The 19,730-nt window shown below is 36.3% G+C and carries 21 protein-coding genes and 1 tRNA gene; 9 read left to right on the top strand and 13 right to left on the bottom strand.

Annotated features, from left to right (window positions below):
* Positions 1-159: 159 nt before the first annotated feature.
* From VL047_RS08505 to rpsT, 5 genes are all read right to left on the bottom strand, one after another.
* Positions 160-447, bottom strand: coding sequence for a cell division protein ZapA (locus tag VL047_RS08505; protein ID WP_132224874.1), 288 nt, complete (start codon positions 445-447; stop codon positions 160-162).
* Positions 448-476: 29 nt separating this feature from the next.
* The gene (locus tag VL047_RS08500) at positions 477-785 is read right to left on the bottom strand and encodes a hypothetical protein (RefSeq protein ID WP_325359697.1); all 309 of its coding nucleotides are present in this window, start codon (positions 783-785) and stop codon (positions 477-479) included.
* A 10-nt stretch (positions 786-795) separates the two neighbouring features.
* Entirely contained in the window at positions 796-3,195 is a 2,400-nt protein-coding gene (gene pheT, locus VL047_RS08495; RefSeq protein WP_325359696.1) for a phenylalanine--tRNA ligase subunit beta, read from the bottom strand.
* A 61-nt stretch (positions 3,196-3,256) separates the two neighbouring features.
* A complete protein-coding gene (radC, locus tag VL047_RS08490; protein ID WP_325359695.1) occupies positions 3,257-3,958 on the bottom strand; it encodes a RadC family protein in 702 nt (233 codons plus the stop codon).
* 208 nt (positions 3,959-4,166) lie between these two features.
* Positions 4,167-4,421 (bottom strand): 30S ribosomal protein S20, encoded by a 255-nt coding sequence (rpsT, locus tag VL047_RS08485; RefSeq protein WP_325359694.1) that lies wholly within the window; start codon positions 4,419-4,421, stop codon positions 4,167-4,169.
* Between the two features lie 148 nt (positions 4,422-4,569).
* Between rpsT and VL047_RS08480 the strand changes: the two genes are divergently transcribed.
* Positions 4,570-5,430, top strand: a complete 861-nt coding sequence (locus tag VL047_RS08480; protein ID WP_325359693.1) for a zinc dependent phospholipase C family protein — start codon at positions 4,570-4,572, stop codon at positions 5,428-5,430.
* A 7-nt stretch (positions 5,431-5,437) separates the two neighbouring features.
* Here VL047_RS08480 and aroB read toward each other — a convergent pair whose 3' ends face one another.
* On the bottom strand, positions 5,438-6,505 hold the full coding sequence (gene aroB / locus VL047_RS08475) for a 3-dehydroquinate synthase (RefSeq protein ID WP_325359692.1): 1,068 nt from the start codon (positions 6,503-6,505) through the stop codon (positions 5,438-5,440).
* 29 nt (positions 6,506-6,534) lie between these two features.
* The gene (locus VL047_RS08470) at positions 6,535-6,741 is read right to left on the bottom strand and encodes an RNA-binding S4 domain-containing protein (protein WP_325359691.1); all 207 of its coding nucleotides are present in this window, start codon (positions 6,739-6,741) and stop codon (positions 6,535-6,537) included.
* Positions 6,742-6,831: 90 nt separating this feature from the next.
* On the opposite strand from VL047_RS08470, the gene VL047_RS08465 reads away from it, so the two are divergent.
* Positions 6,832-8,019 (top strand): proline dehydrogenase family protein, encoded by a 1,188-nt coding sequence (locus VL047_RS08465; protein WP_325359690.1) that lies wholly within the window; start codon positions 6,832-6,834, stop codon positions 8,017-8,019.
* 13 nt (positions 8,020-8,032) lie between these two features.
* On the opposite strand, the gene VL047_RS08460 is transcribed toward VL047_RS08465, so the two are convergent.
* Positions 8,033-8,662 (bottom strand): HAD family phosphatase, encoded by a 630-nt coding sequence (locus VL047_RS08460; RefSeq protein ID WP_325359689.1) that lies wholly within the window; start codon positions 8,660-8,662, stop codon positions 8,033-8,035.
* A gap of 63 nt (positions 8,663-8,725) precedes the next feature.
* Here VL047_RS08460 and VL047_RS08455 point away from each other — a divergent pair.
* The 3 genes from VL047_RS08455 (at position 8,726) to VL047_RS08445 (ending at position 10,334) form a co-directional block, all read left to right on the top strand.
* Positions 8,726-8,799 (top strand) — tRNA-Ile (locus VL047_RS08455).
* A 313-nt stretch (positions 8,800-9,112) separates the two neighbouring features.
* Entirely contained in the window at positions 9,113-10,219 is a 1,107-nt protein-coding gene (locus VL047_RS08450; RefSeq protein WP_325359688.1) for a site-specific integrase, read from the top strand.
* Positions 10,191-10,334 (top strand): tyrosine-type recombinase/integrase, encoded by a 144-nt coding sequence (locus VL047_RS08445; protein ID WP_325359687.1) that lies wholly within the window; start codon positions 10,191-10,193, stop codon positions 10,332-10,334. Before VL047_RS08450 ends, VL047_RS08445 begins: the two co-directional genes overlap by 29 nt.
* A 34-nt stretch (positions 10,335-10,368) precedes the next feature.
* Here VL047_RS08445 and VL047_RS08440 read toward each other — a convergent pair whose 3' ends face one another.
* The 3 genes from VL047_RS08440 to VL047_RS08430 form a co-directional block, all read right to left on the bottom strand.
* Entirely contained in the window at positions 10,369-10,623 is a 255-nt protein-coding gene (locus VL047_RS08440; protein WP_325359686.1) for a ribbon-helix-helix protein, CopG family, read from the bottom strand.
* Positions 10,624-10,742: 119 nt separating this feature from the next.
* Positions 10,743-11,600 carry a nucleotidyl transferase AbiEii/AbiGii toxin family protein gene (locus tag VL047_RS08435; protein WP_325359685.1) on the bottom strand — a complete coding sequence of 286 codons (858 nt, stop codon included), beginning with the start codon at positions 11,598-11,600 and terminating at the stop codon, positions 10,743-10,745.
* Complete coding sequence (locus VL047_RS08430) at positions 11,597-12,235, bottom strand: hypothetical protein (protein WP_325359684.1); 639 nt, start codon at positions 12,233-12,235, stop codon at positions 11,597-11,599. The genes VL047_RS08435 and VL047_RS08430 overlap by 4 nt, the downstream gene beginning before the upstream one ends.
* 464 nt (positions 12,236-12,699) lie before the next feature.
* Between VL047_RS08430 and VL047_RS08425 the strand changes: the two genes are divergently transcribed.
* The 4 genes from VL047_RS08425 to VL047_RS08410 all read left to right on the top strand — a co-directional run bounded on the left by VL047_RS08425 (position 12,700) and on the right by VL047_RS08410 (position 18,009).
* Entirely contained in the window at positions 12,700-15,084 is a 2,385-nt protein-coding gene (locus VL047_RS08425; protein WP_325359683.1) for a TonB-dependent receptor, read from the top strand.
* Positions 15,085-15,097: 13 nt separating this feature from the next.
* Positions 15,098-16,291, top strand: coding sequence for a DUF4374 domain-containing protein (locus tag VL047_RS08420; protein WP_325359682.1), 1,194 nt, complete (start codon positions 15,098-15,100; stop codon positions 16,289-16,291).
* A 100-nt stretch (positions 16,292-16,391) separates the two neighbouring features.
* On the top strand, positions 16,392-17,540 hold the full coding sequence (locus VL047_RS08415; protein WP_325359681.1) for a PepSY-associated TM helix domain-containing protein: 1,149 nt from the start codon (positions 16,392-16,394) through the stop codon (positions 17,538-17,540).
* Positions 17,541-17,646: 106 nt separating this feature from the next.
* Positions 17,647-18,009, top strand: a complete 363-nt coding sequence (locus VL047_RS08410) for a nuclear transport factor 2 family protein (RefSeq protein ID WP_325359680.1) — start codon at positions 17,647-17,649, stop codon at positions 18,007-18,009.
* Between the two features lie 67 nt (positions 18,010-18,076).
* On the opposite strand, the gene VL047_RS08405 is transcribed toward VL047_RS08410, so the two are convergent.
* Both VL047_RS08405 and VL047_RS08400 read right to left on the bottom strand, forming a co-directional pair.
* Positions 18,077-18,226, bottom strand: coding sequence for a hypothetical protein (locus VL047_RS08405; protein ID WP_325359679.1), 150 nt, complete (start codon positions 18,224-18,226; stop codon positions 18,077-18,079).
* Positions 18,227-18,662: 436 nt separating this feature from the next.
* Positions 18,663-19,355 carry an endonuclease/exonuclease/phosphatase family protein gene (locus tag VL047_RS08400; protein ID WP_325359678.1) on the bottom strand — a complete coding sequence of 231 codons (693 nt, stop codon included), beginning with the start codon at positions 19,353-19,355 and terminating at the stop codon, positions 18,663-18,665.
* Between the last annotated feature and the right edge of the window lie 375 nt (positions 19,356-19,730).

Genomic DNA, 19,730 nt, shown 5'->3' with positions numbered 1-19,730 from the left:
CTTCATCTATACAGGATTTGCGTTTTGATCATTTCTAGATGGAAACCAAATAGAATACACCTATTTCACGCATGTAATATTGAAGCGTTAAGTTTTTAATAGTGAAACCCACATTTAACTGCGGCTAAACTTTTATGGCTCTATTTTAAAGAACGTCTATTAGCTAAAAAAACCAGATAGCAATTCATCTAACTGATGCACTTTTTTTGCAACTTCCTTATCTTCTTGTTTCGAAGAATCATCCGCTTTTAACGTAGCTGTCGCATAATGTAACACACACATAGATAGCAAATCTTGCTTATCTCGAACCGCATAATTGTCCTGAAACTCCTTCATGCGATCATTTATCAGCTTTGCAGCTCTCCTTATAACCTCTTCTTCTTCCGTTGCTATCCGAAGGGGATAAATTCTATCTGCAATATTTATTTTTATGGAAATCTCTCCCATTTGAGCCTTGTTTGCCGGCAATTGCCGTTTTATTTAAGTAACAAAATACACTTGTCAATTTCACGCACAAAATCGTCAATTTTTTGCTTTATGCCAATGTTTTTCTCATTTATTAATTCAACACTCTCATTTAATCCGTCTAGAGATCTTGCTATTGTAAGTGTCTTTATCTTTTCTTCTAAGTTCTTTATCTTTTCTGTACTAACTTCTACAGCTACTTTTAACGATTGATTCTCAAGCTTTAATAAGTCATTCTCTTCCTGTAAAGTAACACATAAGTCAATGATTTTTGTTGATCGGTCAACTATACGGGTTAATTGGTCAGAAACAGTTGGCATGCGTTATATCTTATTTTCTTATTTCAGCATTGAGTTCTTTCTCAAAGTTAAGTATAAATTTCTGAATCACTAAATCAATTTGTTTGTCCGTCAATGTTTTTTCTTCATCCTGGAATATAAAACTCAGAGCATAAGACTTCTTACCAGCTGGCAGCTTATCGCCTTGGTATACATCAAAAACATTAACTTCTCTTAGTATTTTCCGTTCCGTCTTCTCTGCTATTCCTTTTAAGGAAGCGAATGATACATTTTCATCAACTAAAATTGCAAGATCTCTTCTTATAGATGGAAACTTAGAAACCTCTTTATAAACTATCTTATTGTTCGTTATACTCTTTAAGATTATATCCCAATTGAAGTCAGCATAGAAAACCTCACCCTGAACATCCATCAACTTCAATGTCTTTTTGTCAACAACACCGAAATCCACAAATACTTGTTCACCTCTGGCATAGGTTAGTCCGTAAGAAAAAGACTTCTTTGTTACATCTCTTGTCTGAAACTTCTTAATATTCAAACGACCTAGTATCCCATCAACAATACCTTTCAAATCAAAGAAAGAAACCTTTTCATCAACATTATTCCACTGCTCACGATTCATGTCTCCTGTTAGAAACACTCCCAAACGTTTATTTTCGTTATAACCTTTAGGAGACTTAAAGTACACTTTCCCAAATTCAAAAAGCTTTAGATCAGCAAACTTCCGCTTTTGATTATAAGCAACAACCTCCAGTCCGGAATGCAATAAACTCTGTCGCATTGCATCTAAATCACTACTTAAAGGATTGATTATACGAACTGCTTCATCCGGTTTATCTGCATATGCAATCTTTGTTAAAGAATTATTCAAAATTTCATGAAACCCATTTCCAATTAGGAGATCAGAAATTTGATTCTCTATTAATTCTCTATCTGGTTTTGGAGAAGTATTCAATGAAGCCTTTATCTGCTGGCTGATCTCAATATTATTATAACCGTAAAGGCGAAGTACTTCTTCTACAATATCTACTTCTCTCGTCACATCAACCCGATAAGGAGGAACTTCCACTTCTAGAACCTCACCATTATCTTTTAGAATATTGATTCCCAACGAGCCTATAATTGCTTTAATCTCTTCGTTAGGGATATCCTTTCCTATTAATCTCTGCACATTCCGATAAACAACCGAAATATTCACTGGCTTAATTGGACTTAGATAAATATCAGAAACCCCGCCAATAACTTCTCCACCTGCCAATTCCAGAATTAATTTAGTAGCTCTTTGTAAAGCAAAAACTGTGATATCAGGATCAGTTCCTCTTTCAAAACGGAAAGACGCGTCTGTTTTCAACCCATGATATTTTGAAGTCTTACGAACAGAAACTGCATTAAAATAAGCACTTTCTAAAAACACAGAAGTCGTAGATTCCTTAATTCCTGAAGAAAGTCCTCCAAAAACTCCGGCGATACACAATGGTTTTTCTGCATCACATATCATTAAATCATTAGAAGATAGTTTCCTATCTACCTCATCCAATGTTACAAAAGGCGACCCTTCAGATAAAGTCTTAACAATGATTTGCTTACCAGCTATCTTATCTGCATCAAAAGCATGAAGAGGCTGACCAAGCTCATGCAAAACATAATTTGTAATATCTACGATATTATTGATTGGTCGTACACCAATTGATAACAAACGACTCCTCAACCATTCTGGTGATTCCTTTACAGTTATTCCCTTAATTGTTAAAGAAGTGTATCTCGGGCAGGCAGCTTCATTTTCAATAGAAACTTTAATTTCATTCTGGCTATCACCAAAACTAACCGCAGCGATATCCGGCATTTTAAAATCTTTCCGTAGAAAGGCAGCGATATCACGAGCAACACCTAAATGAGATGCTGCATCAGAACGATTAGGTGTTAAACCAATCTCGAAAATCGTATCCGACTGTATATTGAAGTATTCTTTTGCTAATACACCAATCTTCGCTTCAGAAGGTAGCACCATGATCCCATCATGCGACTTTCCCAATCCAATTTCGTCTTCTGCACAAATCATTCCTTGCGAAAGTTCACCACGAATCTTGGACTCTTTAATCTTAAAAGGTTCTCCACTCAAAGGAAAAACAGTTGTACCCACCCCTGCTAATATTACCTTTTGTCCTTTAGCTACATTAGGAGCACCGCAAACTACTTGCAACGGCTCTCCACTTCCATTATCAACCGTGGTTATACGTAATCTATCAGCATTTGGATGCTGTTCACAACTCAATACTTCTGCAATAATTAAGCCTTCAAGTCCACCTGGCACATCCTCCACCTCTTCCAAACCTTCAACTTCGAGTCCAATGTTTGTTAATATTTCAGATAGCTCTTCAGGTGTTTTATCTATTTTTAAAAAGTCCTTGAGCCAATTATATGATATTCTCATTTGAGTGTCTTACTGTTTTAGAATTATGCAAAGATATAAATTAGCATCAAGTTTGCAGAATTTACAGAAGCCCTTCGTCAGAAAAACTATAATAAGAATTATTAGAGAATATCAAATGATCTAAAACTCGGATATCGAGCAATTTTCCACCTTCAAAAAGCTTTTTAGTTAAGCTCCGATCCTGTTCACTTGGGTTCAAATTTCCGGAAGGATGATTATGACTTAAAATTATGGCAGTGGCCTTATGCCTCAAAGCACTCTCAAAAACCAGTTTGGCATCAACCACCGTACCTGCCCTACCACCTCTACTAATTAACTGTTTACTTTGAACCCGATTTGCCTGATTTAACAAAAGAATCCAAAACTCCTCATGATTCAAATCCATGTATTGCAACTTCAACACATCAAACACATCTTTGCTACTGCCAATCTGCTTTTTTGAAACCTCCGCAGTTTCACTCCTTCTTCGTCCCAGCTCCAAGGCAGCAATAATAGTAATCGCCTTTGCTTCACCAATGCCTTTATAAGAATATAAATCCTCAACCAGAAGCGTAGCGAGTTGATTTAAGTCATTTCCATTCTCGTTCAAGATACGTCTGCTGAGCTCTACCGCCGATTCATTTCTAGATCCACTGCCAATTAAGATGGAAAGCAATTCTGCATCACTCAAGGCGCGCCTTCCTTGCAACAACAACTTTTCGCGAGGCCTATCCTCTTCTGCCCATTGATTAATTGCAATGTGTGGTTTATAGGGTAATTCCATGGAATCAAATTAAATTAAGTATTACAATAAGAGATAGTAATACCCAACATGATAAAGAAATTAGGAATTAACGCATCCATATTATTGAAGGCGATACCTTATTAACTTATCAAAACCACAAATTAGAGGAGATGGTCAAAGGGGGCTAATACAAAAAGGGTTACTGAAAACAGTAACCCTTTTCTGAAAACCAAAAAGGCTTTAATATTTATGATAAGGCGTTAACGAATTTCGTTAACTTAGACTTATTGTTTGATGCTTTTTTCTTATGAATTACATTCTTCTTTGCAAGACGGTCTATCATAGAAACCACTTGTGGTAACTGTGAAACTGCTTCTTCCTTAGAAGTAGTTAAACGCAATTTTTTAATTGCATTACGAGTTGTCTTCGCTTGGTAACGATTTCTTAAGCGCTTCGCAGCGTTTGCTCTAATTCTTTTTATAGCTGATTTATGATTTGCCATTTTTTTAGCTTTTATTCCTTTAATGTTTTTCGGATTGCAAATGTACCATGAAAATTTTTAATAATCAAACCTTTTCAAAAAATATTAACCCTATTATCAAGCACCCTCAACATTAGGTTCTATATTAATAAATACCTATGTTAGATAAATGCGGTGGCTTGTCTCCTTAAGTGTAGCTCTTTTCCTAATCCTTCTATTTAGTTCATGGGGTTTCTATGCTCATAGAACGATTAATGAAGCTGCTGTATTTACCTTACCTGTTCCACTGGTTAGCTTCTATAAAAAACACATCACTTATATCAAAGAAAATGCTGTGGATGCTGACAAACGCCGATATGTTAATTCAGGAGAAGCCGAACGCCACTTCATTGATATAGATGCTTATGACACTCACCTATTCGACAGTATACCATTATACTGGCAAGATGCAATCAACAAAATACCCGAAGATACCTTAAGAGCAAATGGAATACTGCCCTGGCAAATACATTTCAGCTATATGCAGTTGGTGAATGCTTTCAAAGAAAAAAACACCCAACTTATACTACGCGTATCGGCAGATATAGGGCATTATATTGCTGATGCTCATTCCCCGCTACATACCACCAAAAACTACAATGGTCAATTAACGGATCAGGAAGGTATTCATGCATTTTGGGAAAGTCGACTGCCCGAATTATACGCGCCAAACTACAATTTCTTTGTAGGGAGAGCTCAATATATAGAATCGCCCCTTTTAAAATCGTGGGAAATCATAAAGCATAGCTTTTCACTAACAGACTCTGTTCTTATGATCGAAAAACGTTTAAATCAAGAATTCCCCGACGATCAAAAATACATTTTCGAGAACCGAAACAATTCATTGATAAAAAGCTATTCACAACCCTATTCAAAAGCCTACCATCAAGCCCTTAACGGAATGATTGAAAGACAAATGCGAGCTGCTATTATCACCTTAAGCAGCTTTTGGTATAGCGCATGGGTAGATGCCGGCCAACCCGACTTATAAAAAGATCTTACTCACTTACCGTTTCCTGATAGTAAGTCAAGGCAGATTTTATTTTATCCTCATCTAAGTAATGATTGAAATCGCAATGTCCAATTTCTTTTAATAAGGCGAAACCAATATTATCATCGGTATTCTTTTTATCATTCTTCATAATCGCAATCAAATCAGAAAAGCTTTCCGACTTCAATTGATAATCAGGGAAAATACTTCTAAGAGCTTTAACTATTTCTGCAAGCTGACCCTCCTTTAAACCATTATACTGATAAGAAAGATATGCCTCGCAAATCATCCCGATGGCTATCGCTTCACCGTGCAATAAAGGATTAGCATCCCTATTCAAAGAATAGGTTTCAACAGCATGACCTATGGTATGTCCAAAGTTCAGAATCTTACGCAAGCCTTGCTCTTTAGGGTCTTGGGTCACAACCTTATTCTTAATCTCAACAGATCGATAAATCAGCTCCTCATCAATATCATCAAAGTCAATTCCTTTTACCTCCTGAAAATAATCCGCATCAAAAATAAAAGCATGTTTTATCATCTCAGCATATCCAGAAATCAGCTGCCTTTTGCTAAGTGTCTTTAAAAAGTCAGCATTAATAAATACTGCTTGAGGCTGAGTAAAGGTTCCAATAATGTTCTTTACAGAATCCATATCAATACCTGTCTTCCCACCAACAGAAGCATCTACTTGCGACAATAATGTAGTAGGCATCTGAACAAAATCAATTCCACGCTTAAAAGTTGATGCGGCAAAACCACCCATATCCGTCACTACCCCACCTCCCAAATTAATTAACAGCGAATTGCGGTCAGCGCCAAAATCAAGCAACATCTTCCAGATTCCTATACAAAAATCTATATTCTTATTCTCCTCCCCCGGGTCTACTTCAATAATATCATATTCAAAATCAACAGGCATGCCCGCAATTAATACTGGCAAACACTGTTCTCCCGTATTTCGGTCTGTCAGAATAAATACCTTAGAATATGATCGCTCTTTAAGAAATCTGTTTAAACTAGCAAATTGATTTTGAAAAAATATGGAGTAACCTAAACTATCTATTGTCTTCATCGTATTGGATAAGCTATGTGCTTTTATATTTATATAACTTTAATTAAATGACCTTCAAATTCTACAGAAGTACCCGGTCTAACTTTAAAACGTTTACGCAATTCAACCTCGCCATTACAAAACACCATTCCCTCAGAAACAACGGCTTGCGCTTCCCCACCATTCTCTACTAAACCTGTTGCTTTCAATAAGGATATAAGCGGAATATATTCAGTTTCAATCTTAAATTCAATCATAGGTCGAAGTTACAGCTAATCTATAAAAATAACCTAATATCAAACTTGTTTTATAGCTACATTTGCACCATTCTTTAAAAAATCATCATCATGGAAAGTAAAACAAAAGTGCTTTCATTTGAAAATACAGAAATAGCATTCAAAAGTAAATCTAATGCAGATCTACAAAGAGCATATTGGCTATTTAAACTCATCTCAATAAATCCCTTAGTCAAGTTTGGAAGTTACGCGACTAATTTCGCACTCAAAATTGGCTTACCAATTCAGGGTATTATTAAGAATACCATCTTCAAGCACTTCTGTGGAGGTCAAAATATAAGCGATTGTGAAACAGCCATCCAGCATCTTGCCTCCTATAATGTACATACCATACTAGACTATTCAGTTGAAGGAGAAGATACGGAAACCGATTTTAACGCCACCTGCGAAGAAATTTTACGTACCATTCAACGAGCTCAAAAAGACAAGCATATCCCTTTTTCAGTATTCAAAGTAACCGGATTAGGAAGATTCGAATTGCTTCAAAAAATCAATGCCAAAGAAAAACTAAGCGATCAAGAAAATAAAGAGTTTGAGAATGTTAAGCTTCGTATCGATCGCATATGTAAAGCTTGTTTTGAATCAGATCTGCAAGTTCTAATAGATGCTGAATACTCATGGATTCAAGATATTATAGATGATCTAGCATTAGAGATGATGCAAAAATACAATCGTCAAAAACCAATTGTATTTAATACGTATCAGTTATATCGTCACGATAAATTGTCCTCTTTAAAAAACGATTTCCAATTAGCCCAGAGCAAAGAATTCTATTTAGGTGCCAAACTCGTTCGTGGAGCCTATATGGAACTGGAACGCGACCGCGCTGAAGAAAAAGAATACCCCTCACCTATCCAAGCCACGAAAGAAGCATCTGATCAAGATTATAATGAGGCACTCCTTTTTTGTTTAGACCATTTAGATCGCATCGCATTTATGGCCGGAACCCATAATGAGGAAAGCTCTCGATTACTAGCCATCGAGATCGATAAACGAAACGTTCCCCACAATCATCCCGGAATATATTTTGCTCAACTTTTGGGCATGAGCGACAATCTTAGCTTCAACCTATCAGCATCAGGCTATAATGTTGCTAAATACATGCCCTATGGTCCGGTTAAAGCGGTCATGCCTTATCTATTAAGAAGAGCCCAGGAAAACACATCCGTTCACGGACAAACCAGTCGTGAGCTTAACTTAATTATAAAGGAAATTGAAAGACGAAAGCAATCTAAATAATCTAAACCCTGGCTTAAAGCTTCAATCCCTTAATCAGCTCCTGAAAAGAATCAGCCGAAGTTGATAGTACCGTTTGAAGCCCCAACTCTTTTGCCGTCTGCAAATGCTGGGGACTATCATCAATAAATAAGGTTTCTTCTGGCACTAAGTTTTGCTTATTAATTACAAATTCAAAAATCTCCCGATTAGGCTTCCTCATCCCCATTAAATGCGAGTAATAATCCTTTTCAAAAAAGCCCGAATTATCTGCAATACCATAGTCCTTCTTTAAATAATCCATCAGAAAACGATAGTGGATCTCATTATTATTACTCAATAAAAATGTACGATATTTCGACTTCATTTCTAACAAAACCTCATGGTTCCCCTTCGGCACACCTATCAGTAAAGCATTCCATGCATCTCTAATTTGCTCGTCAGAAAGCTCCCTTCCACCAGAAAAACCCCTAATACCCTCATAAAATTCAGCAGCAGAAATTTTTCCTGTATCCAACTTATCAAAGAGAGCATGTTGCTCCTTATGTGAAAAAAAAGAATCAGCATCCTGAATTCCAAGCGCTTGAAAAGCTTGCTTAGCCCTCATAAAATCTATCTGGAAAATAACATTCCCGTAGTCAAAAATGATATTGTTTATATTTCGCATATTATTTTCAAATTATAGATACAAATATGTACATTTGCCCTCTCAAAACCCAAACTGAATTCTGCGCCTATAGCTCAGTTGGTTAGAGTAGAAGACTCATAATCTTTTGGTCCCTGGTTCGAGCCCAGGTGGGCGCACAAAATACTAGTTCACGCTAGTCCGAAACCCTGTAAATAGTCTGATTTACAGGGTTTTCTACTTTTAAGTAGTTCATATTAATCCATAAGAATCCTTCATTCTCGTTACCTATCCGACTACCTATTTTAAATGTTTAACTTAGGTAACACAAAACGATACAACGCGCTGTATGTCAGCATTATGAAGCCTAAAAAGTTTACAAAAAGAGCGGTTTTTAGGTTTAAAATTGGCATAAAAACGAACAATCTGTGTTACCTAAAATAGCGTTTAAACGGGTTAAATCAAGTTTATGGAGGATTAAAGAGTATTTTTATGAAAACATCACAATCATTTGGCGTCCATTTTACCATTAGAGCGGACAAGGAAAAAGAAGGAAATGCACCAGTTTACGCCTGTATTACCGTTAATAAAAAACGTTGCTACATTGCTTTAAAACAGTTTGTTGATTTAAACTTCTGGGATAATACAAAAGGAGCACTCAAAGGAACGCGTGAGGAATTCAAACAGATCAATAAATACCTGCAAGATGTGCGGTTGACTTTGGGAGGTATTTATCAACAGCTGATGCTAAGCGGAAAAAGAGTCACAGCCCAATCGGTGAAAGATCACTTCTTTGGCAACATCGAAGAAGCACAGACCCTCACTAGCCTTTTTGAATACCACAATGAAACTGCCTCAAGCACCTTGAAGTGGAGCACCCTAAAACATTATTACGTCACCCAGCGCTACCTAATAAAGTTTATTCAAAAGAAGTTCCGTGCGGTGGACTTCTTTCTCACTGATATCGACTATAAATTCATTTTTGATTTTGAAACCTTCTTGCGGAACCATAAACCCCTGGACCATCAGAAGCCCATGAACAACAACGGCGTCATGAAACACATCATTCGCCTGAAAAAAATGGTGCATCTGGCCATGCGTTTGGAATGGATAACCAAGGATCCCTTTATGAACTATAAACTCAGAATTGAAAAGGTAAACCGAGAACACCTATCCGACACCGAATTGGCTAAGCTGGAAAGTAAAGTTTTTGAAATTGCGCGGATCGATATGATCCGGGACTTGTTTGTATTCTGTTGCTATACCGGCCTTACCTATGTCGATGTGATCAACCTCACGCATGATAACATTGTGGAAGCTTCCGACGGTGAAGTATGGATACGTACCTGCAGGCAGAAAACCGACAGCCCTGTGACCACCCCACTTCTACCCAAAGCTATTGAAATATTAAAGAAATATAAACATAATCCTAGAGCGGCAGTCACGGGCACCGTCTTTCCCATGATATCCAATCAAAAAGTAAATGCTTACCTAAAAAGAGATTGCCGAGATCTGCAGCATCAAGAAAAACATCACCTTCCACTTGGCAAGGCATACCTTTGCAACAACGGTGACCCTTTCCAATGGCGTTCCGATTGAAACGGTCAGTAAGATGCTAGGTCATACCAAAATTGCAACCACACAAATCTACGCCAAGGTATTAGAAAAGAAGATCAGTGAGGATATGGCAGCGTTGAGGAAGAAATTGGGATGAGACAACGGTACACAGAATATATTTTGCGCTGCCATTAATCAGCCATCAAATCATTTAACAAGTCGTCCGTGTTATCATACCTTTTCAAAGAAGGTCTTTCTTTTTTTGCGTCTTCAATAGCCTGTCTTGTCTCACTGTTCGGATCGTGGAAACGTGTTGCATTAGCAAGAACCGTTTCAATGAAATTATTGACGCTTCTATTTTCCTTTTTTGCCAGCTTCTCTATGTAATTATACAACTCCGCATCCAAACGTAGTGAAGTGGATTTCTTTAAATTTATTGCATTCATAGTAATCTCATTTTAAATACAATATATTAAATATTTTCGATGATTCAACTGCAATCTTCCCCAAAAATAGCTTCATGAATAATTGTGACACCTTCCACAAATGATTCATAGAAGCACTTCTAACCTTCTTTCACTCTCAAATGATCCGCCAATTCATGGAAATATTTCGGACTCCATATTTCAAGAGTACTTTGATCGCGAATAAAGCGCTTAATATCCGCTTTAACATATTGCATATTTACTGTATCAATCTTTTGGGTCAATAGCTCTCTAAACTCTATTTCGTTAATCGTATTCCTTTCCCAATCGCCGCTATCTTTGGCTCGTAATGCAAAATGGTTCAAGTTAAGGACAGTACCTTTTTTAATATACCATTCCATATCATACCAATCTCGTCCTTTCACATTTTGCCCCCATTTACGAAAGAGAAGGGCGTGCATTTTACCAGCAAATAGATCAGGAAGAACAAAGCACTTCACATAAAAAGAAAAAGGACGTAAGAGTAGCTTTTCCTCCGTTTCGAAGCCCAAAGGTGGTTCCGTATCCACCTCAATCTTGATTTTGATATTGGCGATCCGATCAACCCCTTGCTGAGGAATGACACCTTCTAGAACTAATTCACTCCAAAGTGTTTCTGATTTTAAAAATGCCGAATCAATATTGCTCTTAGCCACTTTTTTCTTCTCCCTGATAGACACTTTCATCCCTAATGATTCAAATTCATGAACGATCGCTTCTTGATATTTACTGAGATCAAATTCTGGATTCACCTCAAGGAGTGAGAAGTCCAGATCCTCCGAAAACCTGTCCAAGCCATAAAATATCCTTAATGCTGTACCACCATAAAAAGCAGCCTTTTCAAAAAAGCCAGCTCGATAAAGGCCTGCAAGAGCTATTTCCTGCATGATTTCCCTTAGTCCATCTTTAGCGTCCTGCTCATTCCTAGGTTTGTAACTGTCAAGCCATTCCTTTATCATAATTGTTCTATCATTTTAACCACCATCAATAAGCTATCCTTTTTTGGTGCATCGTGAAGCCATTCCTTTATCATATTCGTATTCAAATCCTTCAATGCAGATTCGTCTATCCGCATATCATCAACAAGATAATCATAGGCATTTCGGACACTCCTTAACGTCAATCCCGATGTGGTTATTATTTTATCACATAATGCCTTTTCTGGTGACGCTATAATAGCATACTGACTGGACGGAAGTAGAAGCATCTGTAAACCAAAGGAGTAGTATGGCAAGGGAAGACGGGTGTATGTGAACATGCCCAATACCGTATTAAAGGAGCGGGATGCCTTTGTCGTCATGGATGATATTTCGTACACCCGTTCTGGTATTAACCCATAATAAGACAATGCTGTTTCCAACGAGATATAACTTGGCCCCAATAAATGGTTCGCTACAAGCATAACATCAGGTTTCTTATCCGTTACCGAAGGTCCAGCTATGTATAAACCCTTTTTTAACGGCTCTAAAATCCCTTGAGCTTTCAACCCTAAAATTTTATCATTAGGACGCTTATAACCTTTTAGCCATGACATCAATAACTGATGTGTCAATGGTTGTTCCGCATGAATACCTATAAGCCGGTTAATTTCCATACTCAAATGTAATAAAATAACAAGATAATCGAAAATTATTCGTTTATCTTGCCTGATAATGACATAAAATCTTAGATTTATGTTCAGATATTCCAAAGTTGGTGGAACTAGAATCTGCTCACCGTAACTGGTTTATGGGGATAATCAAGCTTTAGTTTGAAGCAATGTACAGATTTTGCCTCGGAAATGGTATAAATCGATTACAACATAATATTCAAGCAAATATGGAACACAAGTCTGGAGCTTTCTAATACGAAATCTGTAGGAATCAATAACCACGAACTTAAAGACAAAAGGGAACAGGTAATATTTAAGTTTTCGTTGCGTCTAGACTGTAAACTGACCTATGTTAGCTCTAATTAGCATTACCGATAGGCATGAAATAAAAAATAAAATCATTTAATTTTTATTTGTATTTAATCTAAATAAACGTACGTTTGCGGTAATTAGATTAATAATACAACATGAATATTAAACTTCTACTTATAACTGTACTATCTTTTTTCTCTTTTGTAGCCACTGCACAAAATACTGCTAAAATTTTGGGACAAATAAGAGACCGCCATGGAGTTATGGTACAAGTTTCTGTACAATTGAAAGAATTAGCCCAATCAACGCCAACAGATAAAGACGGGAAGTTCGCTTTCAGTAATATAAAAGCAGGAGACTATACCCTGCTTGTTTCTCATATTGGCTACCAACCTTTGCAACAAAAAGTAAGTTTAAAAACTGGCGAGGTGTTAAATCTTACATTATTACTTGAAGAAAGTACTACAGAAATGCAAACGGTTACAGTTACCGGCAAAACCAAAACACAGGAATTAAAAGAATCCGGATTTGCAGTAAATGCCATAGAAACTAAACAGTTTGCAAATACAAATACAAACCTAAGCCAGATCTTAAACAAATCTACAGGTGTAAAAGTACGAGAAAAAGGAGGTGTTGGAGGTGATTTTGATTTTTCAGTAAATGGTTTATCAGGTAAGCAAATCAAGTTTTTTATTGATGGCATCCCTCTGGAGATATTAGGAACAGCAATGAGCTTTAATAATATCCCGGTAAATCTTGCAGAAAGTATAGAGGTTTATAAAGGTGTGGTTCCAGTTTCTTTAGGCTCTGATGCATTAGGCGGGGCGGTAAATATCATCACCAATAGAAGCACTAAAAATTACGTTGATTTCAGCACTAGTTATGGTTCTTTTAACACCAATAAAAATGCTTTAAGCACTCAATTGGTAAATAAGAAAACCGGATTAACATTTAGACTGAATGGATTCACTAACTATTCAGATAATAACTACAAAATGATAGGTGTAAGAGGAATTACTGGGGATAATATAGTTGGTAATAAAATTACAATAGATGAAACCAGTAAGTTTATCACGCTTGACGCCGAACGTTTCCATAACAGGTATAAATCTGCGTTCGGACAGGCAGAAGTTGGTATCAGTAATAAGCCTTATGCTGATGCATTGTTTGTTAATTTCTCGTATACCGGTTTTGATCAGCAATTGCAAACTGGAACCGACCAAAGAAATGTTTATGGTATGGCAACAAGGGATGGACATAGTATAAACACAGGTATTAGATATTCTAAAAATAATTTGTTTGTTGAGGGCTTAAATGCAAACACCTATTGGGGCTACTCAAAGGATATCTCTATAGTTACCGATACAGCAAGAAGAAAATACTATTGGAACAACGTATACGCATATAATGAGTCGGCAGAAATAAGTTCTCTTTTCTCTATTAACAATTTAATTAGACCTCATATTATTGGCCGAACTAATATTTCATATAATATAAACCACGAGCATTCATTAAATCTGAACTATGTATTCGATAGAGTAGAAAACAACAGCTTTAACGAACTCATCACCAGTTCGGACGATAACCCTGGAATTGTGAGGAAAAATATCTTGGGTTTTGCATACCAACAGGACCTATTCAGCAACAAATTAAGCAACGTATTATTCTCAAAATATTATGGTTTAGGTTTAAAACTCAACAAATACAGTTCAGATAATGCTGTTTATGAAAACATTCGCAGTTCAGATAATTCTCTTGGGTACGGTTTGTCTAGTCGATATTATTTAGTTAAGGATTTGGGGTTAAAATTCTCTTTTGAAAAAGCCTACAGACTACAAGAAGCAGGAGAAATGTTTGGAGATGGCGTGAATACTGTAGCTAATTTAGATTTAAAGCCCGAGCATAGCTATAACTTTAATTTAGGTACATTTTATTCAAAAACATTAAATAAGAACCACCAGTTATTTATAGAAGCAAATGGCTTTTTACGTTATGCTAAGGATTTTATTTATGCTAAAGTATATCAATCTAATACGCCAAGGACAATCTACGAGAATCTGGATAAAATTAATATTAGCGGAGCAGAAGCGGAAGTACGATACAATTATAAAGATTTTTTAAATGCAACTGTAAACGCGAGCTATCAAAAATCAATCAGTTTCAGTTCGGCAAATACCAGCAGTAACGAAAATACCTATAACAAGAAATTACCTAATCAACCTTGGTTTTTTGGCAACGCAGATTTTGGAATTGGTAAAAACGATTTGATTGGAAAAGATTCCAGAGTACAATTTAATTGGAGCATAAATTATATACACTGGTATTATAGAACTTGGGAAGGTTTAGGTGCTGTTATTGATGAAATTCCTACACAAACTATCCACAACGCAAGTCTTACCTATTCTTTCCAGAAATCGAAATATAATATTTCTCTTGAGTGTAATAACTTAACAAATCAATTAGCATACGACAATTTCAAACTTCAAAAAGAAGGTAGAGCGTATTATGTAAAACTAAGATACTTTATTAGCAAAAATTAAAATCCAAAAAATCATGAAAATCATATTAAAATCAATTTCATTCTTACTCTTATTAACGGTTTTATTTTCCTGTTCAAAGGATAAAACATTACCTGATGATCAAACAACAGATGGGAATTACGTTTTATGGCTACAAGTTGGAAGTTGGCCAAATACCAGTCAATACGTTGTTGGTGTAAACTCTGTAGACGAAGGTAGCGTTTCTTTATCAGGAAATGGAAGAGAGGTTACAGGAAGGGCAGATTATGGAATAATTCCTCACAAAGGATATTATTACTACATAAATGAAGAAGAAGGTTCATTTGTGAAATTTGAATTAAAAAACAACAATTGGACACCTGTAAAAGAAGCACCTTATGTACATGTAAACTTCGCCTCTGCAACGTATACCTGGGCTAATGATAACACGTTAATTATTGCTGGTCCAAATGGTGACTACACCAAAATACTTTACTCAATTGTAGATATAGAAACTTTCAAATTTGTGAACGGCGAGTTGGCTCTTCCGGCAATTCCAACAGGTTATAGCGGTATCAGTATTGGGAATCTTGAATTCTCTAATGGCAATGTTTATTTCGGATTCAATTATACCAAAGACTGGCCAGATCCTAGCTATGACAAAGCTTTGTTTGGCGTTGCAAAATACAGCAGCACAGGATTAGTAATGATAGGGACAGAAGAAGATGCAGCATCTGCAGGACCAGGAAGCAGCCGCTTATGGACGGCTTCTTCAAACGTTGATGTCAATGGAGATGTATATATGTTAACTACGCCGCAAATGGTTAATAAAGCTTTGCCAAGTGTAGTGTATAAATACAAAAATGGAACAACAAGCTTAGATCAATCTTATAAATTTAATGTAAGTAATATCACCGGAAGTAACGCAGTAGGTTTATGGTTTATTGGAGGCGGTAAAGCTATTGTAAAGTACAATAACTTAAGTGTTACCGGAACAACACATACTTATGAGTATGCTGTAATAGATTTATACAATAAAACGCTAGTTAAAAAACTTACAGACTTGCCAAGAGATAACAGCGATTATATACAAACTGTTATTGTAGAGGATGGAAAGGTTTATCTTGCAATTAATGGCGAAGGCGCAAACGATTATGTCTGGAATTTAAACACCACAACATATGAAGTAACCCAAGGAATAAATATCAAAGGAGACTTCGATTATATTTTAAGAATTGATGTACTTTAATTTTTTGTAAATAATAAAGAGACTGAGCGATTAATGCTTGGTCTTTTTAATTCTGACTTCGGTATTTCAGTAGTTGTGCCACTCTTTATTAAAGATTAAAATGGTTAAAAAAATATTCCTAAAGATTAATGCATGGCTACACTTATGGCTTGGAATTGTATCTGGAATTATAGTGATAATTCTGAGCATTACGGGTTGCATTTTAGTCTTTGAGCAAGAAATCCGTCAGGTTACGAATCCTTGGTTACATGCTGAAAAGCAAGGAGAACAATTACCTCCTTCAGTTTTGTATAAAGCTGTAGCTGATGTTTTACCAAACAAAGAGATTTACTCCATCTGGTACCATGGTGAAGGAAAAACTGCTCATTTCAGTTTAAATTCTGATTCGCTGGTATATGTAAATCCATATACTGCAGAGGTGGTTGCTATGGTTGATCACGAAGATTTCTTTCATGTCATTGAGGAAGGTCATTTTTACCTTTGGTTTCCTGAAGCAATAGGAGAACTCGTAGTAGGTTGGGGAACATTTGTTTTTTTCTTCATATTACTTAGTGGGCTCATCATGTGGTGGCCAAAAAGATGGAATAAAAAGGAAAGGAACAACAGCTTTACAGTAAAATGGAAGGCTCGTTTTAAACGATTAAATTATGATTTACATAATGTATTAGGGTTTTATTCATTAACCATTGCTGCAATTATGGCTATTACGGCATTAATTATGAGTTTTACGTGGTTTAATAGTGGAGTTTATTGGTTAACTGGAGGTAAAAAAACAGAATACATCATCTCTAAATCAGACACTACAATAAATCAAAAGGTTGTTTCTTTGCAACAGGTTGATAAAGCTTGGAAGAAAGGAACAGACGAAATTGCAGAATATAATAAAGATCAAATTATCGTTTCTTTCCCTAAAAAAGCTTCGGATGCTATTGAATTATGTACAGATATGATCAATGGATCTTGGAGATATGTTAATTTAGATCAACATACTTTAAAAGAATTACCATCGTCTCAGGTCAAATTGAAAGATGAACAGTTGGCTAATTGGTTAAGAAGAAATAATTTTTCCCTGCACGTTGGTGCTATCGGCGGTATTACTACAAAAATCATTTTCTTCCTAGTAAGCTTAATCTGCGCAAGTTTACCAATTACCGGATTCTATGTTTGGTGGGGTAAACGAAAAAAGAAGATACGCAAAAAGCGAAAACACCTTGCACACGATGCCGCGCCTCAAATGAATGCTATTTAAATTTGATCTGGATGGAGATTGATTAGTCCGGGTAATATTTATAACAAAAGGTTAGAACAATAAGATAAGGTACAAACAATATGCTTTCAACGAATGTTTTATGATTATGGCAACAACAAAAGAACTTATCGAACAAATAAATCGACTCTTTACTGAGAACAGAATGGAAGCATTTATGGATTACCTGGCAGAGGACGTGGTTTGGGATATGTATACTGCGTCTTCAGGTCATACTACCTTTAATGGAACGGCAGAGATCAGTCAGATGGATGGAAGCGATATGCCGGAACATACCAATTTTCGGTTTAGCACCATCGTGATTGAAGGAGATCGCGCCTCCGTGCAAGGATCAAGCACAAATAAGAAGGCAGACGGCACAGAATATGACAGCAACTTTTGCGATGTTTATCAGTTTAAAGACGATAAGATCGTAAGAATGAGCTCATATGTGGTTGACAACATCAAATAGGAATTCTACCTCTGTACCTATTATAAGGCCGACGATCGGAAAAGCCGGTTAAAATATATTTATATCATCATTTTTCGCTCATTAGCTCAACCGCTCCTGCTGTTACGGAATGAATTGAATATTTATGATACCAATCTTGACGTTGCCACAGTGGTGAAGGCAATCCGACAGGCACTGAAATAGGTTGAGGAGTCGTCTTTCGATTACCACCCACCATCCCATTCTTTTGTTAAAGCTCCAATCTCTTAAGTGAATGAACCTGTCAAGAGACCATGGAATAAATCGGACTGAGGCACGAAGGAGAATTTATGCCGTGAAAGCTCTTTACTGGTGAAATGAACGTGAGACCTTTGCTGATTACAAATGAATGTGGTATTTAAATTTATTCTATGCTAATCAAAGCCATTCCGGAGTTAGTTTTTATAGCTACCCCAAAAATCTATTCTTTATTTATAGAGTTATAATTCGTCATTTTCTGCCTTCTGATTTGTCAAGGAAATTTTCAATCATTGAACTAACATAGTCCTTTTCTTTCGAATTAGATTTTATTGTTGTTATCTCTCTAATATACTCACCGTGCCCGCCCGGAATGATCGCCAATTCAGACTTTGCGGCGTCCTTCGCCTATTATGATTGGAGGAGACTTAGCAACTCTACCATTCTATCAATAACGGCATATGATCGCTATATGGCAGCCATTCCTCCGGTCCGCCAATTTTTAAAGATGTTGAAAGTGGTGTAAGTGCCTTTGACGCGAAAGCATAATCAATATGATATGGCTTTGAAAGGTTTCGTTGTAAAAACAGCGTCGGAAAGGACTCTTCCCCCTGCTTTTCATCGTATTTCTCATGATATAAGCTTCGGATTCCAATCTCTTCCAACTCACTTATTACGTCTGAGTGGTTCCACCATCTATCCCATACGTCCCAGATTTTATTGCTATTAAAATCCCCAGCGACTAACGTATTATTCATTCTTTGTTTATTAATTTGTAAATATTTCCAGAATTGACCAATATAGCCGAAAGTTGGAGAATTGGCGCCGTGGCACCATGCATTAACCAGGTCAAATCTACCGTTGACATTGACAGACAGAAAGTATTTAAGGTTTTCATCCGGCCAATCATTACGGGTTAATACGATGTTGTTCTTTGCAAAAACCCCAATCCCCTTATGATTGCTGTCACCGTGCCACTGAAAATTGCAAGCCCATAGCAAATAGTCCTGTGATTTGCAATATACAGGGTTTTCGCATTCTTGAATAATTAAAATATCAGCACCGAACTTTTCAAGCAGTTGATATTTACGACGAAAGGCACCGTTACAATTCCAAGACAAAATTCTCATATTAGAACAAACATACACACGAATGTAGATTTATTCATCATAAAAATTAATATTAAGCTATATAAGCTATCTCTCATCCTTAAATAAAACTCACAACTCATGTGTTAGTTGTGAAATACTATCGTACGCTATTCATTGCTTTGTAATTCTAAATTAGATTATGAGACGATCATATGGACGAGGAAAGTTGAAGTATGAAATGGCTGATAAATGGAAGGTAGATTGCGCTTTTTTTGCAATCAGTATTCTAAGACTTTATCAACAAAAAGATAAAATTTTTTAAAATGTTTGGAAATTGCTTTAAAAACCACAACAATAGAGCAAAAGAAATGCCTACGCTGATTTTCAAGGCAGCGTTAAAAAAGCATTTTAAGC

Source organism: Albibacterium sp. (assembly GCF_035514885.1).
Lineage (GTDB): Bacteria > Bacteroidota > Bacteroidia > Sphingobacteriales > Sphingobacteriaceae > Albibacterium.
This window is presented reverse-complemented; position numbering and strand designations above follow the sequence as displayed.